Source organism: Cellulophaga omnivescoria (genome assembly GCF_001999725.1).
GTDB lineage: Bacteria > Bacteroidota > Bacteroidia > Flavobacteriales > Flavobacteriaceae > Cellulophaga > Cellulophaga omnivescoria.
Window position 1 is genome coordinate 22302 of sequence record NZ_MDDP01000023.1, and the last position, 25658, is coordinate 47959.

The following is a 25658-nucleotide window of genomic DNA, read 5'->3' on the forward strand; positions in this document are numbered from 1 at the left end:
CTTGAAAAATTACATTTACATAATATTATTATTTCTTTTCTGCATTAGCTGCGGCAAAAAAGAGACACCCAAAAAACAAAATACCAAAAACGTAGCTTTTACCCTTATAACATCTAAAAAAAACTATACCGTTTCAGATTCTATCTCTTTAGAATTTAGTACTAACCAACAAAATAATGCCATTTTAGTTTTAAAAAATGCCTATGGCATAACTGCCATAAAACCAAAACTAAACAGCACTAAACTAACTTATAAAATACCATCAAATTTCACCAAAATAGTAGGTAATTTAAAGTGGTTATTGGTTTTAGATAACAGCACAAAATTGCAAGGCACACTTAACATAACGCCAGAAACTAACAACTACCCAAAACTAGAAACCTATTTAGGACCAAGAAGTATTGTAGCCGGAGGAAAAGATTTTTCTATGCTTGTAAACGCACCCACAGATAGGTTTGATAATCCTTTACAAACAGGTACTAAGGTGGCTATTAAACATCAATTTAAAAAAGAAGTTATAACTGACACTTTAAGAGTTAAAAATTTAGTGGCTTGGACCAACATTTTTTCTCCTCAAAAAACAGGTCGCATATTAATTACATCTTTGGTAGACAGTACAAAATCTAAGGAATTGACCACTGTAATTTTACCAGACAACGCATCTAACTTTACAGTAGACTACAGTAGAAATCATAAATATGCAGATGGTAACCAAATTATAACATTTACAACATCTACAATAAAAGACAACCACGGCAATGTAGTTAGTGATGGTACTTTGGTGTTATTTACGGTTAAAGACAGTATGGGAAACTTGTTACAAACCAATGGTACAACTATAAATGGTGTTGCCATAGCAAAACTACTACACCCTTCTAAAAAGGAGTCTTGGACAGTTACTGCCTATGTTACAGGAGCCGCAAAAAGTGACCCAATTATGGTAGATTTTAGTTCCGCAATAAAAGACTATAAGATACAGTTATCTACCAACAACAGAATAATTACCATAGGCCCAATAGAAAGTTTTATGCAACAATTTGTACCAGATGGGTTAACCGTAACTGTATGTATTTATACAAAAGACGGCAAATTACTAAATACAATTAAGACCACAAGTTTAAAAGGTATTGCCAAGTTTAATTTTGATGAAAACTTTTATAAAGAAGGAACTTACAATATTAAAATTGAAGCTGCCGGAATTATTAAAAACAAAGTAATAATGCTAAAATGAAGATAAATAAAACAATATATAGAGCACTTTTATTACTGTCTTTTGTGGCCTTAAATGGCTTAGTATTAATTGGCATTAGCGCAATATTAGCTTACTTAAATACAGGGGCAGAAAGGACTTCTATTTTACATATTGAGCAAAATTTTGAAGAAACGTATACCCCAAAAATTATATGGTATAACACCACTAATGAAGGTAGAGAAATTGAAGACCAAACATTACAAACTATAGAAGAAGATTACAAAAATGCTTGGAACGTGCGCAATATTGCTTTAGCAAGTAATAATATGTATGGTGTAGATGATTTTTTTACCACTAGTGCCAGAGCTAAATTAGATAGTATTATTAAACTAAACGCTAAAAACGGAATTACATTGGTTACCACATCTATACAACATAACCCTACCATAGATTTTTATAGCGCAGATGGTAAACTAGTAGTGTTTACAGATAATAATGTAGAACAATATAACGAGGTTTACAGTAACAATAACTTAATAAGTACATTTTACAGTACACCTAGTTATAAAGTTATGATGCTTTTAGAAGATGGTTTTTGGCGCATTAGGCATTTAGTAGAAATTAACAAAGACACCAAAAATAACACTGTACAGCCCACAAAACAGCAACACAATAAAACTATAGCTTCTGGTGTAAATTATTACCCAAAAAATACACCTTGGGATATGTTTGGACAAACTTTTAACAGTAAAATAATAGAAAAAGATTTTGCCTTAATACAAGAGTTAAAATTAAATACAATACGCATTTTTGTTCCCTATGAAACCTTTGGAAAAGCTACAGTAGACCAAAAAAAATTAATGCAATTAAAGCAAACTTTAGATATAGCAGAAAAACACAAACTAAATGTAATTGTTACTCTTTTTGATTTTTATGGTAATTATGATGTACAGGACTGGACCTTAAATCATAGGCATGCAGAACAAATTGTAAATACACTTAAAGAACACCCAGCTTTAGTTGCTTGGGATATTAAAAACGAACCAGATTTAGATTTTGAATCTAGAGGAAAATTAAAAGTAATTGCCTGGCTTAAAGAAATGATTAAAAACATAAGAAAGTGGGATACTAAAACAGATATTACCATAGGATGGTCTAGCACAGAAGCCGCAGAAAACTTAGTTGATGAAGTAGATATAATATCTTTTCATTACTACAAAGAACCTAAGGATTTTTTAAAATCATTTAGTTTGCTAAAAAGTAAAGCAAAAGGTAAAGATTTGGTTTTACAAGAATATGGTTATTCCTCCTACAGCGGTTTTTGGAATTTATACACTGGCTCTAAAGATGAACAAGCTAATTATTATAAAGAAATGCAATTGTATATAGAGCAAGAAAATATTCCTTTTGTATTATGGACATTGTATGATTTTGAAACCATACCAACGGCAGTAGTAGGCAGGTTACCATGGCGAAAAAACCAGCAAAAACATTTTGGGTTGTACACAACAGATGGCCAACCTAAAGAAGCCTTAAAATATATTAAACCAAAAAAGTAAAAGGGAAACAGCTAACCATACTGTTCCCCTTTTTTGGCTTAACCTCACCATAATTTATTTTACTAAAAGCTCTACTGCTTCTCTTTCTTTCTCCATCTCTCTTTCTTTTTCTCTTTCTGCTATAATAGTATCAATACTTATGCTACCTGATTTAGCCATTTGTATTGCTGCAAAATAATCTACATACATTTGTGTAATATCAGACATTGGTAAAGAACAAGCCGCTTTATAGTTTGCTTTACTTAACTGTTCACGGTAATCATCATAAGTGATAATATTTTCTATTGCATCTGCTAAAGATTCTGCACTTTCTGGCTCAAAAAACTCACCTTTATATCCTTCTTCCTTAACTAATATACTTAAGTCTCCTAAGTCTGGTAACGCAACTGCTTTACCATAACTACCTGCTTGGTGTAAAACACCAGAGCTACCTGTTGTTGATGTATAAGGAAAAACAACAACAGCACTTTCATTAAAAATAACAGGTACATCCTCTTCTGCAACATAACCAGTAAATCTTAGTTGATCTACGTGTTCATATTTTTTGCTCACTTCATTTAAATAACCTGGTGTGTTTGGGCTATCTGTACCTGCTATTACAATCTCTATATCTTGTTTTGTACGCTTACGAATAATTTCTACTGCGTCTATTAAAATTTCTACTTTTTTATAAGTTCCAAATTTTCCAAAAGCCATAACTTGCTTAGGTCCTTTTGGTAATTCATATGTTGGTTCTGGTGGTGTTTCAAAAGCTCCGTGAGGAATTAAAGCGACATTTCTAGAGTTATACTTACCCTCTAAAATAGTTTTATATTTACTAATTGTTACCGCCAAAATATCTGATCCTAAAATTACTTTAGTTAATGTAGCTCCAATAAAATTGTATGCCTTTTTAAGAAAACTGCTTTTGGTTATTCCTGCATTTTCTAAATCTACCTGCTCCAAAATATTGTGTAATAAAGATATTGTTGGTATACCCTTTAATTTGCAAATTAATGGTAACATTAAACCTAACGCAGCTGGTACTTTTTTATCTCCAAATTTTAAAAACTGAAGGTTAAACAACACTGCGTCTGGCTTAGTGTCTGCAATTGCGCCCATGATACCAAAAACATTTTTGTAGCTATTAAAACTCCAACATTCTTTAACTGTAATTTTACAGCCTTCTTCTGTAAAAGAAAGGTCTTTTGCTTCTTTGGTTTTGTCTGTAATTAAGACTATTTCTGTTACTTCTTTTTGTAGTCTAAAATGTTTTACCAAGTGGTATCCGTATTCTGTTAAAGTTACTTTACTTGGTGGGTACGCTGTTACAATTGCTAATTTCATAAGGTTAAGTTTTAATAATTTATTTGGGATAAATTGTTATACAAATATCCGTCTTAAAGCCTTATTTAATAGCTGTTTAGAGGTAAAATACCAATTACTGTAGACGAATGGAAAGCACCCTGCGATTAACGTTTTTTTAACAAAAATAGATTAACACCCATAAAAGAAACACTGTTGATTTACGGTTAAAAAAACGAAGCTAAATTCGTACAAAAATGTGAGGTTTTATTAAAGGCAAAAGGCCTAAAACTTAAAAAGTTTTAGGCCTTTAATTGGGGGGAATGCTAACCAAATTAAAAGTAAGTTTTATATGTTTCTTTTTGATGAAAAATAAAGTAGTTGTGCAAAAAGTAATGCTAACATTACTATAATTTGTAATTGTACTACCATAGCTAAACTGCTATGAAAAAATACTATTAGTCCTATTTGTGATAACCCTAACACACCTGATAATATTACAGGCACATAATAGTCTAGAGATAAAAAATAGTAAGCAAAAATATTAGAGATAGCAAAAAGTGATGTTGCTAGTGCGTATTGCCATAATAATGATGACATTGATAAATATGCATCTCCAAACATTAGTGTTATAATTGTTTCTGGAAAAAGGTAACATACGGCAACTATAGTTACAGATAATAAGCTAATATAACCTACATATTTAAATAAAACAGGAGCTGTTCGTTTTCCTTCTTTACGTTTTTCTATTACTGCTGGCAACAGTAACATTACAAACATCCAAGCTACAAAGTACACAACTCTACCTATTAAAGCTAAAGATGCGTAAAGTCCTGCATCTAAAGAATTAAAATAATGCTTTACAAGTAACACATCACTATTATTTATAATAATTTGTGTAAGCTCATAACCAGCTGTAAGCAGTATAAATGTGGTAACTTTCTTTTTATTTTCTGAGGTTAAAATCTTAGATGCTGCAAAAGATATTTTTTTAAATTTTATTGGCATTAACCCAAAAACAAAAGAGACAACTATACCCACAGCTACTAAAAAAGCTGAGTTCATTGGCACCAATAATAGCAAAGCCAATGTAACTAACAATCTGCTCCACATTTCAGATTGATATGTTACAGATAAATTAGTATAATTTTGTTTTCCTTGGTACTTACCTCTTTTTATAGACATTACAAAATAAAGAGGAATACCTACAGCAAATACTCTAAACATTGCTACAGATTCTGTATTAAATAACTGCTGTAAATTATTTGCAAATAAAAATAATAATGCTCCTATGGCAACACCAAAAATAACTGCATATTTCTGCATGTAATTTTCAAAAGCCTTCCATTGGTTGCCAGTAAATAAAATATTAAATTTAGTAGTCACCAATTGAAAAGTCATTCCTACAAAAGAAAGCACTAACAATAATGTTATTAGTAATGCAGCATCTGCAAAAGCAGCTGGCCCTAACATACGTCCTAGTACTAAATTATATAGGTAGTTACCTCCATTTACAACAAGTACACTTGTCATAAAAATTTGTTCTGGAGTTATTTTTTTATTTACAAAACTAAACGCGGTCATTGCTTAAGATATAAGATGTGTTAGACATTTCCATAATAGAAGCAATTTTTTTATTCTCCTGTCCAACAATAGCTAATACTTTGTTGTTTTTTGCAACTTTAACGTACAACTGCTCTAACTGCTTTGCGCTAGAGTACATTATGTTAGTTACACTATCTAGAGATAAAATTAATTTTTCATTACCTTTTAAGTAATAGTCTATATGGCTTTTAAGTGTTTTCATATTCTGAGAGTTAAGGTTGCCCTTTACTTCCATAAAATTGTTAATTTGATTTATACGTAATGCCATAATATTGGGGTTTTAGGTTAAGTTTACATGATTTGTTACAGCAAATATCTTTTATTAAAAAAGGAAAAAGTGCCCAGTGTAGACGGTTGGTTATTTACTGTAGACGAATGGTAAGTTTTAATCTTTAAATTAAATTTGTAACTCCCTCATAATTAAATTCCAAAAGCCTAATAAATACAGATTGTATGCGTTATATTAGTGTAGTACTAACCCTACCATTTTTATAATGAAGAAATTTATAATGTATTTATTGCTTTTTGCAACCGTAACTGTTAATGCCCAAGAAGATCTAACTCCTGGTTTTAAAATGCTAGAAAAGGGTAATTTTAAAGAGGCTAAAACTTTTTTTAAACCATTAGCAGAAGCAAACCCTACAAACAAAACAATATTAATTTGTTATGGTAGAGCTGTAGGTTTAAGCGGAGAGCCTAAGGTTGCTAATACCATATTTAAGGGGCTATTAGAAAAGCACCCTAATGATTTTGAGGTGCAAATAAATTATTATGAATCTTTTTTATGGTCTAATGAGTTTAAAGAGGCCAAACCTCTTTACGCAGATTTAGTTAAAAACAACCCTGAAAATTTTGCCGCAATACTAGGTTATGCCAATACCTTAAGTAATTTAAAAGAATATAAAGAGGCTTTAAAGTGGGTTAATAAGGCTATAGAGGTAGATCCAGATAATAATAGTGCCAAAGTATCTAAAAAATATATTAAGCTTGGTTACGCCAATTACTATGTTAATAACCAAAATTATAAAAAAGGAGAAATTTTATTAAAAGAAATTCTTAAAGATTTTAAGGATGATAAGGATGCACTACTTAATTTGGCTAATATTTACTTAATTACCAAAGAAGTAAATAAAGCAAAAAGCACATATTACCAATATGCAAAAACGCCAAAAGATACGGTTACAGCTTTAATTGGTATTGCATTAGCAGAACATATTGGTGAAAAAGATAAAATAGCACTAGAAACAGCAATTAACGCCAAACAAAAAGCAACAAATCTTGATGATTTTGAACTTATAGAGAAAAGTAGTGAGCGACATGTACAAGCCCTAATTTGGAATAATAAATTTTTAACTGCCAGAAAAGAGATTGAAATATTAGAAGAAAAATATCCAAACCGAAATTGGGTACGGTCTTTAAAAGCAACATTGGGTATGTATACGTCAAAATTTAAAACAAGTATTACTAACTATAATGCTATTCTATCTAATGACAGTACTTCTTTTGATGGTAACTTAGGTAAAGCAAATGCTTTATTTGCTTCTGATAAAATTGTACCTGCATATGTTACAACTTATAAAACATTAGAAATTTTTCCGAAACAGAAAGATGCTACTGGGCTTATAAAAAAATTAAATAAAAATTACACTCCATTTGCAGAACAACAGCTTAGCTACACATTTGATAATGGCGATAACACTGCTATTTCTTTAAAAACATCTGCCATAGTACCGTTATCTACAAAATTTAAAACAACAGTATCTTACCAATATAGAACAACAGAAAATACCACCACAAACAATAAAGCAACAGCACATTTAGTACAAGCAGATGTTGAGTATAAGTTAATGCCTAAAACTAATTTATTAGCTTCCGCAGGGTTTAATAATTCTAGGTTTTCTAGCACATCTTATACCCAACCTATACTGCAAGCAAAATTACAGACTAAGCCTTTGTCTTTTCTAAGTTTAGATTTGGGTTACCAAAGAGAAGTGCAAAGCTTTAACGCAGAACTTATTGAAAGAGAAATTGTAATGAACCACTATAGTTTAGTGTACAATTTAAGCACAAATTTTAACCTAGGTTGGTATACACAATTTATACATACACAACAAACAGATAATAATGAGAGAAACTTACTTTTTACCTCTTTATACTACAATGTGTTAAAAAAACCAGCTTTAAAATTTGGAGTAAACTACCAATACTTAACATTTAAAGACCAATTACCGTTAATTTACTTTAGTCCAGAAACATATAAAGCTTTTGAACTTTTTGGAGATGTTAGAGGCAAAATAAATGAAAAAACAAATTACTTTGCTAGTGCCGCAACAGGTTTGCAGTATGTAGAGGAACAAAATGCCAGTTCGCTTTTTAGAGCAGAAGCTGGTTTAACGCATAAATTTTCGGAGAGGTTTATTGGTGATGTATATGGTAAATACAGTAATATTGCTTCTGCTACAGCTGCTGGATTTGAGTTTACGGAAATTGGTATTAAGCTAAAATACTATTTAACAAAAAAGCCTTTGTTTTTAGATAAACTAAAAAAACAATATAACATAAAATAAAAAAAGCCCTAAAAACTTTTAGGGCAAACTTTTAACTCGTATTTAAACTTATAAAAGGTTTAATCTTCTCATTAATTCTGGTCGGTTAGATCTACTAATGGGTACTACATTTTTTTCAATAAGCACACTATTGTCTTCTATATCTACAATTTTAGTAAAGTTAATTATGTAAGACCTATGTATTTGTAAAAATAATTTTTCTGGTAACTTATCCTTAATTTTTTTTAAGGTATTACGCACTCTGTAGTTTTCCTTTGTTGTTTTAACCTCTATATAATCTCCTTTAGCTTCAATAAGTTGTATATCATTAAAGTTAATTTTTATTAAACGCCTATCTATATTAATATAAAGCTCTTCACCTAAAGAGCTATTACTATTAGTAGTGTTATTAGAAACCGTTTCTGGTTCTGGGGATTTTGCAAGTGCAGCTTTTACTTTTTGTATAGATTTATTAAAACGATCTTGAGTTACTGGTTTTACTAAATAATCTACAATTGCCTCGTATTCATATGCTTCAATAGCAAAATTAGTATCTGAGGTTGTTAAAACAATTTTTGGCGGATTTTTTAATGTTTGTACAAAATCAAAACCACTAAAACCTGGCATATGTATATCTAAAAAAATAACATCTACTGTATTCTGGTTTAAAAATTTAATGGCCTCCATTGCACTTCCAAAAGCGTCTATAACCTCTAACTCTTTTACGTTAGAGCAAAGCTGTGCAACTATTAACCTAGCTGTTGCCTCGTCGTCTACTATAATACAATTCATAGTTTAAATGGTTTTTAGGTAGGTTGTTATTCTTTCTAAAATCAATTTAAATTCATCATGTAAATCATAAGTACCTTTTAACAGTTGTTCTTCATAAGTTACTGCTAAACCGTACGCCTTTTCTAAACCAAGAATATTAAATTTATGTTTTAATTTATGTACTATTTCTGCAGAGGCTTTATTGTCTTTAGCCATAATAGCATTAATATATGTTTGGTTTTCATCTGGAAACTCACTTTTAATAATACTTATAAATTGATTTAAAAATTCGGTATTACCATCTGCTAGTTTATGTACGTAATTTAGGTTGGGCTGCTCCATATTAGTCTTTTTTTATGGTAAAATAAAATATTGTTCCTTTATTCTCTTTGGAGTCTACCCAAATTTTACCTCCATAGAAAGTTACAATTTTTTCTACTAATGCCAAGCCTATTCCGTTAGATTCTACATCATTATCTAACTTTTTAAACATTTCAAATATTTTATTTAAATATTTTTCTGGTATTCCCTTTCCGTTATCGGTAATACTAAATTGCCAAAAATTATCACTATCTGTAACATCTACAGTAACAATACCGCGTTCTAGATACTCTGTTGCCTTAATGGCATTAGTTAGTAGGTTCATGAAAAGTTGCTCTAATCTATATTTATCTAAAAATAAGGTAGGTAAATTTTCTGCTACTTTTACAGTAACGTTTTTAGGGATATAAATAGTGCTCTTTATCTCTTTTAAAAGTGATGAAATATCTACGTTGCTTTTAGACTCTTCATTGTTACCTATTGTTGCATGCTTTAAAATACCACTAACAAGATTATCCATTTTTACCAGGTTTTGAGATATTAAATCGCAATTATTAAGACTATCTACTGTAAACTTGTGTTTTTCCTCTTCTACAATCCAACTCATAAGCGTATTAATATTACGCATAGGAGACTTAAGATCATGGGAAACTACGTGGGCGTAATTGTTTAAAGATTTATTTTGCTCCTCTAAGTCTTTAACTAATTTATCTTTTTCTTTAGTTACTTGAGCAATATACTCTGCTTGTTTACTAATATGCTGAGCTAATTTTTGTGCACTAACTATATTGTTTTTAGAATGTACTATATTTTCTGCGTTATCTAAATTTAAGTTAAGACTATTAACTGCTTGCTCTAAGGCTTGTAATGTTTTTTTTTGTTGTTGTGCTTCTTGTGCTAATTCTATATTTGCAGCCTTTAACTCTTGTGCACTTATGGTAGTTGCACGCTGTATCATTGCAATTTTATCATCATAATCATCGTAAGACTTTTCAATTGCATTAAAAAGCTTTTCTAAATTAGGATTACCTTTTAACTCCTCTGGCAAATTTTTACGTATTTGTCTTTTTAAAAGTGAATGCATTACTCGCTTATTAAAGTTAAAGTCATTGTTTGGTTGTGCAACATACACGCATTGTTACCCTCAAAAGGAGCCATTTCTCCGTAAGAGTAATACCCTATAATTTTAGCCTGATTGCCTATTACATCTAGAACTTCTTCTACCTCTTCTTCAGTTCTTTGGTCCATAACTAGTTTACGACCAATACAACTTACTAGTAATGCTAATTGCGCAGTATGTTCTCTATTTCTAGTAGCATATTTTGCTGCAATACTTGCTCCTTCTGCAATATCATCTACAGTAGACATCATTAATTGTACTGTAGAACCTTGCGGAACATCACCAGCTAATATCATTGTATTTGTGTCTTCATCTATATTTAAAATAGTGCGCACAATGGGCTGTGCGTCATCATTAGTTTTAACACTTAATGGATATAATAATGCAGATTTTGGTAACTCCTTAGCTTTATCTCCTAAATACTTTTTATAAAGGTCTAATGCTGGTTTACCGTCTAGTTCATATAAAATATTACCTTTAGATTTGGTTATAATACGTTCTGGACCAAAGCCGGTCCAGCCACCATAATTTGCGCTAGTAATCTCTAATGTTTTACCATAAAAACCTATAGCCACAATTTCGCCTTCTTTAGGTTTGCTGTTATAAGATACAAGTGTTTTCTCAAACCTGTCATCATCTCCGCACAAACCACCAGACAAACCAATAGTTATGTGTTTTTCCTTTTCTATTCCTTCTATTAAAGCACTGCCATTTACCGTACTTCCTTCAGAAATTATATAAATGTGTTTTAAATCTTTTTTAGGAAACTCTTCAATTAGGTTAGACCCTAAGTCTAGCTCATTATAATTAAAATCTTTAACGTTTTTACTTTTTACCAAATAAGAAGATTTTTCAAACTCTATGGCAGTTAAAACTATAGTATTTTCCCACACTTTATCTCCAACTATTTCTCCTGAAGTACTCCCAAAAACAATATTTCCGTTAGGAAACATTTCTTTAATTTCTTCATATAGGTTTTCTTCTTCTAGTAATAACCTATTACCGAAGACTAAAACTAAAGGATTTTCCAATTTTTTTTTATCGGTTATAAAAATAAAATTTGCGCCTTTTTCTTTTTTTGCTTGTACTATTTTCATAACTAAAAATTAATTTTCTAGATCTTTTTTTAACGTAAAAAAGAATTTTGTTCCTTTCCCAAGCTCACTCTCTACCCATACTTTACCTTCATAACGGTCTACAATTTTTTTAACAATTGATAAACCTATACCTGTAGAACGTTCATTATCTCCTATTGATTGAAAAATCTCGAATATTTTTTTGTGAAATTTTTCTGGGATGCCAACACCATTGTCTTCAATACAAAATTGCCAGTACTCTGGTTCTTCTTTAAAAAGCACCTGAACCAAACCCTTTTCTGCTTCTATGTGTACTACGGCATTGCCAATAATATTTTGAAATAATTGGTGCATTTTTGTACTATCTGCATTTAAAAGTGGTAATTTTTTAGGCACAACAACTGCTACATGCTCTGGAATATAAATACTTTCTTTAATGTCTGTTATAACAGTATTTAGGTCTACTTTACTGGTAGACATTTGTGCACTACCAGCTGTAGAGTATTCTAAAATTCCGTGAATTAGCTTGTCCATAAATGCAACTTTTTCTTGCATTAATGTTAGGTTTTGCACACCTGCCTCATCTAAAACATCTTTATAATCTTCATAAGTCCACGTAGCTAACGCACTAATACTGCGCAACGGAGATTTTAGATCATGAGACACTATATGGGCATATTCTTGCAAACCATCATTACTAATTTTAAGCTCTTTTAATAATTGCTCCTTTTGTAGCTCTAATTCTTTTTGCTCTGTAATATCTAAATGTATACCTATAGAACCTACTACCTTGCCTTCTTCATTATAATTTGGAGCGCCACTAACAAGCCAGTGCCTTGTTTCTCCTTTTTTATTCTTTATTTTAATTTCATAGGAGTCTGAGATTCCTTTTAACCTATTTTCAGATTTCTTTTCTATTTTCTCTGAGTTTTTAATCTTCAAAATTTCAACAGCATCTTCTCCTAAAAGTTCATCTTTAGAGTAGCCACTCATTTTACAAAAGCTCTGGTTTACAAGTTGAATTTCATTATCTATGGTAACTTCTACCATACCTAAATTCATATTAGCAATAATACCTCTGTACTTTTCTTTTTCTGCTTTTATTTTTTCCTCTGCTTGGCGCTCTTTAGTAATATCCTCAATTACACAAACTTGGTACTCTACTTTACCTTCGTTGTTTTTAACAGCACTTATACTTGTTTTAGCTAAAATTTGAGCTCCATTTTTTTTAAAAAATCTTTTTACGGTAGAATAATTATCTATTAAACCAGCATTTAAATCAGACTCTAACTTTTTTGTTATTACTTCATCCTCAGATTCCGATATGTCTGACAGTTTTAGTTTATTTGTTACATTTTCTGGGTAACCTAATAGGGCGGTAAATGTGGCGTTACACTTTATTATTTCATCATTAACAGTAAGTACAATACCTAGTGGTGAGTTTTCTACAATTATATCTAATTGCCTTTTTTGCTCACTTAGCATTTCTTTAATTTCTGTTTCTTTACTAATATCTCTAATAATACCTTGGGCTCCTATTGGTTTTTGGTGCTTATCATAAATTACACTGGTGTTTATTTGCACCCATTTACGCGTACCATCTTTAGTAATAATTTTAGATCTATAATTTTTTAATGTACCTATCTGCATTAATGTTTTAAAAGACTCTATTGTATACTGTACAAAATCTGGGTGTACTAACTTTGGCAGGTTAATTGTTTCTTTAGTATTATCATAGCCTAAAAATTCTCGTGCAGAATTATTCATGTTAACAACATTAAAGCTTAGATCCATAACAACGTATGGGTCTATAATATTAACAAAACCACCATCTAATTGAGAGGTAGTTTCTGTTAATAAGTTCTCTAATTTATTATTAGCTTGTTTAAGGTGTAGGGTAGTATCAAAAAGCTCTTTAGATTTTACTTCTAATATTTTTTCTGCTTGTAATCTTGCTTTTTTTTGTCTTTCTAACGCCTTTTTAAGTAATAAAATTTCTTTGTTACTATCCATTCTGGGTAATGTCAAATTTTACTTCAGTACCGTTTTCATTTAAAAGTTTGTATGTAACTGTTGCACTACTATTAAAATGTTCAAAAGATTTTTCAATTAAACCGTGTGCAAGTTGGTATAATCCTCTACTAGAAGAATATACCATAGAAATAGAAGTATCTGTCTTTTCTAAAATTTTAAACGTAGGTAATTCTGCGTCAGGATATAGTTTTTTAACGTGTACGTGTATGTGGTCTTCTATAGAGTAAATTAAGCTTAGCGGTGAGCTATAACTTTTTATAACATCTGGATGTGCTTTGGCTAAGCCATCAAATAAAAATAAACCAAAAGCATATATTAAATCTCCTACAGGTGTTTTTACCTCAGAGCTTAAACTGGTAATAAGACTTACCATTTCGTTAAAATTATACGTTCCAACAGAGGTATAAATTCCTTCTGATGGTAAATTAGAATTTTCAATTATAGTGTCTACAGTTTCTAATCCAAACTTTGACTCCACCATTTCTAAAAATTCTGTAAATACAACTCCTTTCATAACTAGACATTTAGAGTTGTAAAAGTAAGAAAAAGGATACCTAGACTGTAATTTTTGTTGTGAAAGCTGTTAAAATTACTAGCCTTTTACTAGTTCATTGTTGTCCCAGTAGTTTAAAACGCTTTGTAACTTAGTTTCATATTCCTCATATTTTAGAGGTTTTATTACATAACCAGCAATTCCTATTTTATAACACTCTAGCAAATCTGCTCTATTTTCTGATGTGGTTAAAACTATTGTTGGTAAAAATCTAAGCTTTTCATCTGCTTTTAAAACACTTAAAAATTCTATGCCACTCATCCTTGGCATATTTAGGTCTAATAAAATTATATCTGGTAATGTATTGCCAGATTGTAGTATATCTAGAGCTTCCTCACCGTTTTTTGCTTCGGTGATATTATGTTTTAATTGAAGTTTGGAGATGGTTCTCTTCAGCTTCATTGTCTCGATCATGTCATCTTCAATAAATAAAATATTCATAGTTCTAGATTTTATATCTGCAAATGTAATATCTCATTTTTAATTAAATTTTATTGTAAAGTTGAATAGTAATTTAGTGTAGATGAATGGTAGTTTTCTGTAGGTGGATAAATTTGCACATTTAACCAACATCTGAAACCCCCTTTAAAACGCAGGAAAACCCGATGAAATGCACGGTTATCTTATTTAATCTCTTTTGCTACAAATGGTTCATCAGAATTACAAATTGCACCTACTAATTTATGCAATTCTTGTGTAAATTTATGCAAAGTATCTTGCGTAATTATAGTGTTTTTATTGTCTGAAAACTTTAATATACCAGCTTTTATATTTTTAAAAGAAAAGATTCCTGCTTGTACTTTATCAATAGGTTTTGCATAGTTATACATATATGCATAACACAGTAATTGAAAAGCTTTACTTTTATCATACTCCTCTACAATATCTTCCCAAGTACTTAAATTAAGATTTTTTTGCTCTACTTTACCTGTTTTATAGTCTATAACACGTAAAACACCATCTATTTCATCTATTCTGTCTAATTTTCCTTTTATATGAACAGGAAAATTTACTCCAGGTACATTAATTACAGTTTTTAAGGACAGTTCTAATCCTATAATTTTTATTTTATGTTTTTTAGAAGTTTCAATTTCAATTTTTATAAAATTCTCTACATATTTTAATACTACGTTGTAAGCTATTAGGTTTTTACCTTGATCTAGGCTAACGTTCTGGTAATGTATATTAAAATGCTTGCGCACTGTGCTGTTAATATTAGGCAATAGTGCTTTTAATTTATCTACTTCTAAAAATGTATTAATAAAGGGCTTATATAGCTCGTCTAAGGTTTCATGTACAATTGTACCAAAGGTATTAGCAGCAACTGTTTCTTCTACTTCCTCTAACTCATTAATTTTTAATATGTTTTTTTTATAAAAATCTAATGGATTTCTTATATAATTAGATAATGATGTTGGAGAAAACCCATAAGCAGCTATACCTTTAATTAATTCCATTAAGTTTGCATCTTTTTTAATAGATACAACCTTTTTTACGGGAGATTTAATTTCTGGAAAAGCAATAGTTTCTGTTATATATGGTGACATGTTATTGTCTGCTAACAATTGCCTTATTAGCCTACTTACCTCGCCTCCTTCTAAAACGTCTGGCTCTGTGTTGTACACCAAATGTATATTTTTGGCACGTTGTAGAAGCCTATAAAAATGGTATGTATATACGGCATCTTTTTCCTTATAGGTTGGCAAGCCGTACATTTTTTTTATATCAAAAGGAATAAAAGAATTGTTAGACTTACCAGATGGCAAAATACCTTCATTTACAGAGGTTAGTAATACGGTTTCAAAATCTAAATTCCTACTCTCTAACATTCCCATTATTTGCAAGCCTTTTAAAGGCTCTCCTTTAAAATCTAATGTTTCACTAGATAATAATTCTTTATATAAGCCAAAGAGCGACTGTAAATCGTTTAAAAATGGGTATTTAACAACTAAATTGTTTAGCTGATTAAAAAGTTGGTGAAATCTGTATAAGTACTCTAACTCTAAACCGTTACCCTCTGCGTTTATTTTTTCTTTAATGGCCAAAATAAGCGTAAGGCATTTTTTAATAAAAACAGGAACAGTTAAGTTTGACTTATAAAAAAGTAAGTCTAAATTACTTGTACCACTATTAATTAATTGCAGTTTGGCTACGTCTACGTAAATCCAATTTCTTATTTTTATTTCATTACAAATAACATCTGCAGCATTTATTGTTTTGTCTTCTGATGCAAACAACAATTGTATATATGGGTGGTTTAGTACAGTTGTTACATGTTGGTAGTACCAACCTTTTTCATCCTTACGTATATAAAGGTCAAATAACTGTGAAAATAAGCTTTCTAAAGGCGATTTATGTAACGGGAAACCCATTGTTATGTTAATACCATTTATTTCTTCTGGTATGGCATTTATTAAAGGATTTAAAAGTGTTTCATCTCCTAATACAACAGCCGTATTAGTTAACATACTTTTTTTATCATTGTACAATTTACCTAAAATACTACCTATGTATTTAGCCTGTGATACGTTTTTGGGTACGCCCGTAATAGTAATATTTTTATCTGTTAAATAATTACCATTAGTAACCTTTAGCGGCTTATTTTTAAAATAATTCCATTGTTTACCAAATTGGCGGATAAAAAAACCTGCATCATGCACCGGGTCATTAAAAAAATACTCGTCTAAATCCCAATAAATTTCAGCTGAAGTTTTCTCTAGTATGGATTGTATTATTAACTCTTCGGCAGTATTTAAAGCATTAAAACCTATAAACAAATGTTTTTGCTTGCTTTTGCTATTTATATAGGCTTCTAAATTATTACAGGCTTCTCTGTAAACCAAGCCTTGGTGTCCTAAGCCGTCTTGCTTTAAAGAAGCATTAAAAGCATTATATAAAGCCTCTAATGAGTTCCAAAAAGCCATATAATTAGTTATAATAGTGCTTTTATCTTTCTCTACTGTCCAGTGGTTAATTTCTTGTACCGCATTTAAGTGTGAAAATATTTTTTTGGTATCTACCAAATACCTATCAATTTCATTAAAATCTTGTAGTAGCGTAGTTCCCCATTTAGAAAACGCGTAAAAAGTATCTTGTTCTCCTTTAACTGTAGTTGTATAAGCCTTATATAGCTCAAACAATTGCTGTGTATTAGATGCATAAGCCAAGCCAGATATGTTTTCTACAAAGTCTTCAATACTTAGTATTTCTGGCGCAAATATAGTACTCTTGGTGTGTTTAGAAATTGCATTTTTAAGAAACGTACCTGCACGTTTACTTGGTAAAACAAAAATAAGGTTCTCTAATGAACCTTCTTTATTAATAATAGTAAGTAATGTTTCTTCTAAAAAGCTTTGCATGGGTTAAAAATAAAAAAAGCTCCGCAATTGCGGAGCCTTTTCTATAAAATTAGAGTTTTAAACTCTTATTATTTTACTAAGTTGATTTCAACTCTTCTGTTTTGCTTTCTACCAGCTCTAGTTTTGTTAGTAGCAATTGGCTTATCTTCACCGTAACCTACAGCAGATAATCTAAATTCTCCAATTCCTTTTTCTACTAAAAATTCTTTTACAGAAAGAGCTCTAGACTCAGATAACTTCTGGTTTAAAGTAGCAGAACCTACACTATCAGTATGACCTTCTACAGTAAACTTAGCGTTAGGGTACTCTTTTAAGATAGTAATGATATCTACCATAACAGCAGTAGACTCAGCTTTGATAGAAGATTTACCTGTATCAAATAAGATAGTTCTAGCGTAATCGTTTAATTGCTTTTGAACTTCTTCAGTTACTTCAGGACAACCGTTGTTAGCAACAGTACCAGCAACCTCAGGACATTTATCATCCTTGTCTAATACACCATCTTTATCTTTATCTTCCCAAGGACATCCGTTGTTTGCAGCAGGACCAGCTTCAGAAGGACATTTGTCATCTTTATCAGCAACACCATCACCATCAGCATCAGGACAACCGTTTAATGCAGCAGTACCTGCTTCATTAGGACAAGCATCATCTTTATCAGCAATACCATCACCGTCAGCATCAGGACAACCGTTCATTTCTTTAGATCCAGCTTCGTTAGGACAAGCATCTTTGCTGTCTTCGATACCATCACCATCAGCATCAGGACAACCATTGAAAGCTTCTAAACCAGCAACTTCTGGACAAGCATCATCTTTGTCATAAACACCGTCACCATCTGTATCAGCACCACCAAATTTGATAGCAAGACCAGCTAAGTGTTGGAAATGTTTAACGCTGTAATCTTCAAATCCGTGCTTGTAACCAGTTTGTAATGTTAAACCTATGTTCTCAGAGAACCATACGTTAACACCAACACCACCGTTTACAGTACCAGAACCGATTTCATCAACCCAAGTATAACCACCACCGATTTCTACGAAAGGATCAATTGTTGTATTTTTTAAGAATGCATATTTAATAGCACCATCTAAACCGTAGTAAGATAGATCATCAGCTGACCAGTCTCCTAAGTTTTCAATTCTATTTAAAGAACCTCTAACTCCTACAGAGAAACCATTACCTACAGATCTAGAAACTCCAATATAAGAGATAGAAGGAAGAATGTTCCAGTGATCAGTAGCATTGAAGTACTCATCAAACAATTCTCCAGTTGGGTAAAGGGCATCCTCATCGTTAGTTGGGTACATATCAACTGCGTTTACACCAAAATTAATCTGCCAAGGATTATTTTCGTCTTGCGCTTGTATGTTGTTTACACCTACTAGCAGTAGGGCAACAACCATTAATTTGCTAAGATTTTTCATGCTTTAAAATTTAAGTTTTAAGTGTTTGTAAGCTGCAAATGTAAGTTGTTAGTATTTATTAACAAAATCAAACAGCTGTTTTTTTTAACACAATTAATAAAAAAATTAACTTAATTAAATGATACCAAGTTCTTTTCCAACCTCGGTGAAAGCTGCAATTGCTTGGTCTAAATGCTCTTTTTTGTGCGCAGCAGATAACTGAACTCTTATCCTTGCTTTACCTTTTGGCACAACAGGAAAGAAAAACCCTATTACATAAATGCCTCTTTCTAATAGCATATCTGCCATTTTTTGAGAAAGCTTTGCATCATAAAGCATTACTGGCACTATAGCAGAGTCTCCATCTATAATATCTAATCCGGCTGCTTTCATTCCTTTTTTAAAGTATGCTGTATTTTCTGCTAATTTGTCTCTTAAGGTTGTGTCTTTATCTAGCATATCAAAAACCTTAATAGATGCACCTACAATTGCAGGAGCTAAGGAATTAGAAAATAAATATGGCCTAGAGCGTTGTCTTAAAATTTCTATAATTTCTTTTTTACCCGTGGTATAGCCTCCCATAGCTCCACCTAATGCCTTACCTAGGGTACCTGTAATGATGTCTATACGGTCTAAAACTCCTTTTTCTTCTAGTGTTCCGCGACCTGTTTCCCCTATAAATCCTGCTGAGTGGCATTCATCAATCATTACCAATGCATCATACTTATCTGCCAAGTCGCATATTTTATCTAGTGGCGCTAATAAACCATCCATAGAGAAAACACCATCGGTAACTATTATTTTAAACCTAGATCCGTCTTCATTAGCTTGTTTAAGTTGCTTTTCTAAATCTGCCATATCATTATTAGCATATCTATATCGCTTTGCTTTACATAAACGTACACCATCTATAATTGAAGCATGATTTAATGAATCTGATATTATAGCGTCTTCTGCTGTTAATATAGGTTCAAAAACACCTCCGTTGGCATCAAAAGCTGCTGCATATAATATGGTATCTTCTGTACCATAAAAATTAGCTACTTTTTGCTCTAACTCTTTATGTATATCTTGTGTACCACAAATAAAACGTACAGATGACATTCCAAAACCGTGTGTATCCATAGCATCTTTTGCTGCTTGCACAACATCTGGATGAGAAGATAAACCCAAGTAATTGTTTGCACAAAAGTTTATTACTTCTTCTCCTGTAGATATTTTTATAACAGCATCTTGTGGAGACGTTATTATACGCTCTGTTTTATATAGACCTGCTTCTTTTATAGCGTCTAGTTCTTCCTGTAAGTGTTCTTTAATTTTTCCGTACATAATTTTTAACTTATAAATTCTGGAGTTATGTTATCATTTATATATACTATTACTTTAGACACTACCTTAAATCCCATAGCTTCTAAAGCATAAGCATAACTATTTACTTGTTGGTGGTAGCTGCTATTTGGCACACCTGTTTTGTAATCTATAACAGTTGCTTCATTATTTGTGTTAATTACAACTCTATCTGGGCGCAAAAGTAATCCTTCTGCTGTAATTATATCCTTTTCATTCTTAACAATATTTCCTTCTTTATAATACATAGCTAATTCTGGATGCTCTAAAATAGTAAGCACTTTTTGTTTTGTTGTTTCAACATCCAAAGAAGTTAAATGCCCATCTCTAATTAATATTGCTATAGCTTTATCTATATCTTTTACCGTGTTTATATAACTTAATAATAGATGTATAAGATTTCCTTTTTCTAAAGCTACGTCTCTACCACTTTCCCATAACGTACCAGATTTAGTTAAAATTTTAAAACTTGGTCTGTCTTTGGTAGAGTATTGGTAGTGTATATGGTTTAACTTTTCTGCTTTTATTGTAGTTTGTTCTGCAATTTGTAAGTTACCAAAACTATATTGTAATTGTGTGTCTGACCACAGACCTAATTGCTGTAAATATTTAATAAACATACCAGAGTACCTTTTCATGTTTGGTTCTTCTTTTGTGCTTAATTCTTTTTTAGTTATTATATAAAGTGCCTTTACAGCCCTAGTTAATGCTACATATAAAACATTAAAAGCATCTAACTCTTGTTTACTGTGCTCATCTAAATACAATGATGCTGCTATATCTCCATATTCTTCCATTTCTTGCTTTTTGGAAACTAACACCTCGAAAAAGCCATTAAACTGCTCCGGATCTACTGGTAACCATATTTTTTCGTTATTACCATACATTAATGAATTGGCAAACGGAAAAATTACAATAGGAAACTCTAAACCTTTAGATTTGTGTACTGTCATTATTTGAACAGCATTTATATTGTCTGGTGCCTTTAAAGACAATTTATCCTTTTTCTTTTCCCAAAAAGTTAAAAAGGTTTGCGCGCTAACACCGTCTTTTTGTTCTACATCTAAAACCTCATCCATTAAGCTAATAAGGTATGCGTCTGATGCTTCTGCTAACTTAAATTGATGAATAGCTTTTTCAAAAGCATCAAAAACAGATAGTTGTTTTAACTTATCTATTGCAAAACCATAATGTTCTAGTAAAAACTCATCTAAACTATTTAAATGTTCTTGTATAAACTGATGGGTATTCACATCTTTTTCAGCTAAATAATATAAGATTTCATAAGCTGTATCTTTATCTTTTGGCTGCGTGCTATAGGTTAAAAGGTTTAATAAAAAACTTACCTTTTCACTACTCTTTAGCAACAGAGATTCTGATGATATTACAGGAATTTCTTTAGAGGTTAAAAAATCTGCCAACACATAACTGTGGTTGTTAGAGCGTACCAAAATACAAATATCTTTATAGTTGTATTTTTTTTCTGTGGTTAATATTACAATTTTTTCTAAAACCGACTCACAGTATAAGTCGTTATCTTGCTCCTCTTTTTCATTAGGAATAAAAGACAGCTCTACTAAACCGCCTGTTTTCGTATTTATTTCTTGTTTGTTACCGGAAACATATAAATCTGCATAAGCTGTGTTGTTTAACAGCTTGCTTGTAGCGGTAAAAAAATTATTATTAAAATTAATTATTTCTGAATAGCTCCTATAGTTTTTAGGTAATTCTGTTGTTTGCGGCTCTAGAACATATGGCAATTCTTTTTTATTTGTTAACTGTATAAATTGTTCTGCTTTACCACCACGCCATCTATATATTGCCTGTTTGGCATCACCAACTAACAATAATGATCCTTTTTTACCATAGTCATCTAAACTCTCCAGAGCATTACCTATTAACGGTATTAAGTTTTGCCATTGTAGTTCTGATGTATCTTGAAACTCATCTACAAAATAGTGTCTGTATTTTTCTCCTAAACGTTCATATATAAAAGGAGCAGGCTGATTTTTTATTTCTTTAGAAATTATGGCATTAAAAGATGCTAAAGTTAATTGGTCTCTCTCTTTACAAATAGCATTAATTTCTTTCTGTATTTCATTTAAAACAGTTAACGGCACTATGTTAGCGTATACATTTTTATACATTGCCCTTTGGTAAATAGTATTTTTTACACTGTTGTAAATTTCTAATAGCATAGGAGCTATGTGGTCTGGGGCATTTTTTACTGTGGCTTTAAAAATTTTACCATCCTGTAAATTTTCTCCTAATTTATTATTATACAATTTTAGTAAACCAAATTCACCATCAACTATTTTTTTAAAGTGATTAGGAAGTGTCTGTCTAGGAAAATCTGCAACATCTATACCTTCTGTTTCTATTAAAACAGCAACAGTATTGGCTTTTTGTTTAGCTGTTTCTTCTAACTTTTTAATGGTAGAAGTAAGTGTTTTTTTAAGATCTAAAAAATTAGTTATACTTTTAGTTTTAAAGCCTTTTAAATGCTCTATGTTGTTTTCATTAAACAACATTTTACCAACTTTATTTAAGTCTGTTGTAATATCCCAACTTTTATCATCATCAATTTTTTCAAAAGTAAATTCTAATAATGTGTTGGTTAAAAGTTTGTCTGTACCTGCTTTGGCAAGCAATCTTTCTACAGCTTCAGACAACAACAGTTCTATATCTAAAACTACCTCAAAATTCTGTGGTATTTTTAAATCTTTTGCAAAGGTTCTAATAAGCCTGTGTGTAAACTTATCTATGGTACTTATATCAAAAAAAGCATAATTGTGTAGTATACTTTTATGTACTTGTTTAGCTCTTATTTGCAACTCTTCGGCAGAAACATTTAGTTCTTTAGCAACATCTAAAAATAAGTCTGATGGTTTATTCTCTTCATCAATTTTACTAAAAGCATGCAAATTATCTAAAATTCGCTGCTTCATTTCATTAACAGCTTTATTTGTAAATGTAATGGCTAATATTTGTCTGTAACTTTTAGCTGTTGCAGAAGTTAAAATTATTTTAAGGTATTCCTTGGCCAAGGTATACGTTTTACCAGAACCTGCAGATGCACTGTATATTTTGTAAGGCGAAGTTTCCAAGAAGTTTTTAGCTGCAAATTACATAATATTACAATGTTCTTAACACAAACGTTATGGAAAATGCCATAGAATATTGTAAATTTGAGCTACGACATTTTTTTAACTTAAAAATAGATATAATTATGGCTTTTGAATTACCAAAATTACCTTACGCATATGATGCGTTAGAACCACATATTGATGCTAGAACTATGGAAATACACCATACAAAACATCACAACGGATATACTACTAAACTTAATGGTGCTATTGAAGGTACAGATTTAGCAGGAAAATCTATAGAAGATATTTTAACTAATTTAGATATGAGCAATGGTGCTGTACGTAACAATGGTGGTGGTTTTTACAACCACTCACTTTTTTGGGAAGTTATGTCGCCAAACGGTGGTGGTGAGCCAACAGGCGAATTAGCAACAGCAATTAACGATGCATATGGTTCTTTTGATGCTTTTAAAGAAGCTTTTTCTACTGCAGCAGCAACTAGATTTGGTTCTGGTTGGGCTTGGCTATGTGTACATAAAGGTGGTAAAGTAGAAGTTTGTTCTTCTCCAAACCAAGATAATCCTTTAATGCCAGGTGTTGGCTGTGGCGGTTTTCCTATTTTAGGATTAGACGTATGGGAACACGCTTATTACTTAAATTACCAAAACAGAAGACCTGACTATATTGGTGGTTTTTTTAATGTAATAAATTGGGAAAAAGTAGCTGAGCTATACGCAAGTAACAAATAAAATAATACACTTAAAAACAAAAAAGCCGCTCTTAATTTAGAGCGGCTTTTTTTATGTTTTTTATTTACAAAATTTTATAAAATAGAAAAGGGCAGAGAAGTCTCCACCCTTTTCGTCCCAAATCTTACCATAAACTTAACCTACTTATGCTATGGCTCTGCTAAATTACTGGTATTGTGTCTAATAAAAAAAAAAATCTGCAAAAAAATTAACACAATAATACATTATTTTGCAAATAACATCGATGAAATGCACCCTAATAGCTTGATTACAAGCAAACAAAAAGACGAAGTTTCCTTCGTCTTTTCTCCAAAAACCAACTAGAAATTCAACTCAAAAATCCCATAGTTTTGTTAAAATTTTAGTGCTAATTAAAAAATTATACTAAAGTAGGTGTTCATAAATTTTTAATCTAGATTAAAATATTCATCATCTGTCATTTCTCCGCTTCTAATATTTTGCAATTCTTTAGCGTAAGAACGTATATACTTATCTAACTCTGGATTAAAAAATTCAGATTTTTCTTGCTTGTAAGAACCATTTAAAACCCCATTGTAATAATAAAAGAAATTATAGTCAAAACTAGCTGCGTTTAAATCGTAAGCTCCTAATAAAAAACCTAACCTAACAGCAGATCGTCTTTGGTAATTTCTGCCGTGGTGCCCTGGACTTGTTGTGTTGTTATCGCCAATAGACGCTGCAAACTCGTAAGCAGTTGCAATTTGAGAAAAACTGGTTTTATTATATCCATTAGGTCTTCTTAAATAGTAACCAGCCATACCATCTGCCTCTAATTCTGCAGCTCTTGCTGTAGACTCATTTTTAGATGGGTAACCATAAGTAAATTGTAATTGGTGCGCAAACTCATGTGCCAAAATCATTACATTAGCTATTTGACCTTGAGCCTTTGCTGCATTGTAAATTGCCTCTCCGTAATAAATTTTACCACTACCATAAGATATTGCGTTATAAGTAGAGTTAGGATTGGAGTTGTCTTTTACAAAACTTAAAGGTACTGCTGGCCTTCCCCATACTGCTGCTATTCTAGAATTTTGAGTTTGCATAAAGTTTGTCTCAGAAGATGTACCTATTGAACTGCTTAAATAAGCAGTACTACTCCAGTTACGATCTACATAACCACATTCATGCAACTCATCTTCAAAAGCTTCAGCAATAGCTAATTCTTTTACTTCTGCAACTTCTGTTTCTGCCTCAAAGGTCTCAGTATCTTTAGAACAAGACTGTAAAACTGCGACAAAAGTTAACCCTAATAGGTAGGTTCTTTTAAAATTTAAGTTTTTCATAATTAATATTTTATTGATTATTAGTTAACACAATATTAGTAAATATTTTCTTACTAATTATGAAATATTAAACAAAAATTAACAATACACATATAACTATCGGATTACTAGAGTATTAGTTGTAAAAAAAATGATTATAATTAAAAAGTATTAATAATGAGTAAGTTGGAAACAACTAAAAGAAAAGAATTTACAAATATGGTATAAAATAAAAAGGCGAAGTTCCCTTCGCCTTTTTCCCCAAATCTTACCATGAACTTAACCTACTTATGCTATGGTGATAACAAATGTATATTAATTATATAATGCAATAAACAATATTAGTTAAACTAAAGAGTTTACT

The 25658-nt window shown here is 31.1% G+C and carries 19 protein-coding genes; 4 read left to right on the plus strand and 15 right to left on the minus strand.

Going from position 1 to position 25658, the window contains the following annotated elements:
• Position 1 precedes the first annotated feature (1 nt).
• Together BFJ87_RS10875 and BFJ87_RS10880 are read left to right on the plus strand one after the other, a co-directional pair.
• Positions 2-1231, plus strand: a complete 1230-nt coding sequence (locus tag BFJ87_RS10875) for an Ig-like domain-containing protein (protein ID WP_077404145.1) — start codon at positions 2-4, stop codon at positions 1229-1231.
• Positions 1228-2751 (plus strand): glycoside hydrolase family 2 TIM barrel-domain containing protein, encoded by a 1524-nt coding sequence (locus tag BFJ87_RS10880; protein WP_077404148.1) that lies wholly within the window; start codon positions 1228-1230, stop codon positions 2749-2751. The genes BFJ87_RS10875 and BFJ87_RS10880 overlap by 4 nt, the downstream gene beginning before the upstream one ends.
• 54 nt (positions 2752-2805) lie before the next feature.
• Here BFJ87_RS10880 and BFJ87_RS10885 read toward each other — a convergent pair whose 3' ends face one another.
• From BFJ87_RS10885 to BFJ87_RS10895, 3 genes are all read right to left on the minus strand, one after another.
• Complete coding sequence (locus BFJ87_RS10885; protein ID WP_077404151.1) at positions 2806-4077, minus strand: glycosyltransferase; 1272 nt, start codon at positions 4075-4077, stop codon at positions 2806-2808.
• A gap of 306 nt (positions 4078-4383) precedes the next feature.
• Positions 4384-5619, minus strand: coding sequence for an oligosaccharide flippase family protein (locus tag BFJ87_RS10890; RefSeq protein ID WP_077404154.1), 1236 nt, complete (start codon positions 5617-5619; stop codon positions 4384-4386).
• Positions 5606-5908: an STAS domain-containing protein gene (locus BFJ87_RS10895; protein ID WP_077404157.1), complete on the minus strand. Its 303-nt coding sequence runs from the start codon at positions 5906-5908 to the stop codon at positions 5606-5608. The genes BFJ87_RS10890 and BFJ87_RS10895 overlap by 14 nt, the downstream gene beginning before the upstream one ends.
• Positions 5909-6134: 226 nt before the next feature.
• On the opposite strand from BFJ87_RS10895, the gene BFJ87_RS10900 reads away from it, so the two are divergent.
• Positions 6135-8207 (plus strand): tetratricopeptide repeat protein, encoded by a 2073-nt coding sequence (locus BFJ87_RS10900; RefSeq protein WP_077404160.1) that lies wholly within the window; start codon positions 6135-6137, stop codon positions 8205-8207.
• Between the two features lie 48 nt (positions 8208-8255).
• On the opposite strand, the gene BFJ87_RS10905 is transcribed toward BFJ87_RS10900, so the two are convergent.
• The 11 genes from BFJ87_RS10905 to BFJ87_RS10955 all read right to left on the minus strand — a co-directional run bounded on the left by BFJ87_RS10905 (position 8256) and on the right by BFJ87_RS10955 (position 23280).
• The gene (locus BFJ87_RS10905; protein ID WP_077404163.1) at positions 8256-8978 is read right to left on the minus strand and encodes a LytR/AlgR family response regulator transcription factor; all 723 of its coding nucleotides are present in this window, start codon (positions 8976-8978) and stop codon (positions 8256-8258) included.
• Positions 8979-8981: 3 nt separating this feature from the next.
• Positions 8982-9299 carry a histidine kinase gene (locus BFJ87_RS10910; protein WP_077404166.1) on the minus strand — a complete coding sequence of 106 codons (318 nt, stop codon included), beginning with the start codon at positions 9297-9299 and terminating at the stop codon, positions 8982-8984.
• A gap of 1 nt (position 9300) precedes the next feature.
• Positions 9301-10362, minus strand: coding sequence for a sensor histidine kinase (locus tag BFJ87_RS10915; RefSeq protein ID WP_077404169.1), 1062 nt, complete (start codon positions 10360-10362; stop codon positions 9301-9303).
• Positions 10362-11495, minus strand: coding sequence for an FIST signal transduction protein (locus BFJ87_RS10920; RefSeq protein WP_077404172.1), 1134 nt, complete (start codon positions 11493-11495; stop codon positions 10362-10364). Before BFJ87_RS10920 ends, BFJ87_RS10915 begins: the two co-directional genes overlap by 1 nt.
• A gap of 9 nt (positions 11496-11504) precedes the next feature.
• On the minus strand, positions 11505-13502 hold the full coding sequence (locus BFJ87_RS10925) for a PAS domain-containing sensor histidine kinase (RefSeq protein WP_245799627.1): 1998 nt from the start codon (positions 13500-13502) through the stop codon (positions 11505-11507).
• On the minus strand, positions 13480-14022 hold the full coding sequence (locus tag BFJ87_RS10930; RefSeq protein ID WP_077404178.1) for a heme NO-binding domain-containing protein: 543 nt from the start codon (positions 14020-14022) through the stop codon (positions 13480-13482). The genes BFJ87_RS10925 and BFJ87_RS10930 overlap by 23 nt, the downstream gene beginning before the upstream one ends.
• A 78-nt stretch (positions 14023-14100) precedes the next feature.
• Positions 14101-14502, minus strand: a complete 402-nt coding sequence (locus tag BFJ87_RS10935; protein WP_077404181.1) for a response regulator — start codon at positions 14500-14502, stop codon at positions 14101-14103.
• Positions 14503-14684: 182 nt separating this feature from the next.
• On the minus strand, positions 14685-17420 hold the full coding sequence (locus BFJ87_RS10940) for a PD-(D/E)XK nuclease family protein (protein ID WP_077404184.1): 2736 nt from the start codon (positions 17418-17420) through the stop codon (positions 14685-14687).
• A 68-nt stretch (positions 17421-17488) separates the two neighbouring features.
• A complete protein-coding gene (locus BFJ87_RS10945) occupies positions 17489-18847 on the minus strand; it encodes an OmpA family protein (protein ID WP_077404188.1) in 1359 nt (452 codons plus the stop codon).
• Between the two features lie 114 nt (positions 18848-18961).
• Positions 18962-20155 carry a glycine C-acetyltransferase gene (kbl, locus tag BFJ87_RS10950; RefSeq protein WP_077404191.1) on the minus strand — a complete coding sequence of 398 codons (1194 nt, stop codon included), beginning with the start codon at positions 20153-20155 and terminating at the stop codon, positions 18962-18964.
• A gap of 5 nt (positions 20156-20160) precedes the next feature.
• Positions 20161-23280, minus strand: a complete 3120-nt coding sequence (locus BFJ87_RS10955; protein ID WP_077404194.1) for a UvrD-helicase domain-containing protein — start codon at positions 23278-23280, stop codon at positions 20161-20163.
• A 122-nt stretch (positions 23281-23402) separates the two neighbouring features.
• Between BFJ87_RS10955 and BFJ87_RS10960 the strand changes: the two genes are divergently transcribed.
• The gene (locus BFJ87_RS10960; protein WP_077404431.1) at positions 23403-24011 is read left to right on the plus strand and encodes a superoxide dismutase; all 609 of its coding nucleotides are present in this window, start codon (positions 23403-23405) and stop codon (positions 24009-24011) included.
• A gap of 407 nt (positions 24012-24418) precedes the next feature.
• Here the strand turns inward: BFJ87_RS10960 and BFJ87_RS10965 are convergent, their stop codons facing one another.
• Complete coding sequence (locus BFJ87_RS10965) at positions 24419-25315, minus strand: metalloprotease (protein ID WP_077404197.1); 897 nt, start codon at positions 25313-25315, stop codon at positions 24419-24421.
• Between the last annotated feature and the right edge of the window lie 343 nt (positions 25316-25658).

Excerpts from the sequence above, each read along its gene's own strand:
- BFJ87_RS10880 (WP_077404148.1), top strand. The coding sequence starts at position 1,228 with ATGAAGATAAATAAAACAATATATAGAGCACTTTTATTACTGTCTTTT.
- BFJ87_RS10885 (WP_077404151.1), bottom strand. The coding sequence starts at position 4,077 with ATGAAATTAGCAATTGTAACAGCGTACCCACCAAGTAAAGTAACTTTA.
- BFJ87_RS10890 (WP_077404154.1), bottom strand. The coding sequence starts at position 5,619 with ATGACCGCGTTTAGTTTTGTAAATAAAAAAATAACTCCAGAACAAATT.
- BFJ87_RS10895 (WP_077404157.1), bottom strand. The coding sequence starts at position 5,908 with ATGGCATTACGTATAAATCAAATTAACAATTTTATGGAAGTAAAGGGC.
- BFJ87_RS10900 (WP_077404160.1), top strand. The coding sequence starts at position 6,135 with ATGAAGAAATTTATAATGTATTTATTGCTTTTTGCAACCGTAACTGTT.
- BFJ87_RS10905 (WP_077404163.1), bottom strand. The coding sequence starts at position 8,978 with ATGAATTGTATTATAGTAGACGACGAGGCAACAGCTAGGTTAATAGTT.
- BFJ87_RS10910 (WP_077404166.1), bottom strand. The coding sequence starts at position 9,299 with ATGGAGCAGCCCAACCTAAATTACGTACATAAACTAGCAGATGGTAAT.
- BFJ87_RS10915 (WP_077404169.1), bottom strand. The coding sequence starts at position 10,362 with ATGCATTCACTTTTAAAAAGACAAATACGTAAAAATTTGCCAGAGGAG.
- BFJ87_RS10920 (WP_077404172.1), bottom strand. The coding sequence starts at position 11,495 with ATGAAAATAGTACAAGCAAAAAAAGAAAAAGGCGCAAATTTTATTTTT.
- BFJ87_RS10930 (WP_077404178.1), bottom strand. The coding sequence starts at position 14,022 with ATGAAAGGAGTTGTATTTACAGAATTTTTAGAAATGGTGGAGTCAAAG.
- BFJ87_RS10935 (WP_077404181.1), bottom strand. The coding sequence starts at position 14,502 with ATGAATATTTTATTTATTGAAGATGACATGATCGAGACAATGAAGCTG.
- BFJ87_RS10940 (WP_077404184.1), bottom strand. The coding sequence starts at position 17,420 with ATGCAAAGCTTTTTAGAAGAAACATTACTTACTATTATTAATAAAGAA.
- BFJ87_RS10945 (WP_077404188.1), bottom strand. The coding sequence starts at position 18,847 with ATGAAAAATCTTAGCAAATTAATGGTTGTTGCCCTACTGCTAGTAGGT.
- kbl (WP_077404191.1), bottom strand. The coding sequence starts at position 20,155 with ATGTACGGAAAAATTAAAGAACACTTACAGGAAGAACTAGACGCTATA.
- BFJ87_RS10960 (WP_077404431.1), top strand. The coding sequence starts at position 23,403 with ATGGCTTTTGAATTACCAAAATTACCTTACGCATATGATGCGTTAGAA.
- BFJ87_RS10965 (WP_077404197.1), bottom strand. The coding sequence starts at position 25,315 with ATGAAAAACTTAAATTTTAAAAGAACCTACCTATTAGGGTTAACTTTT.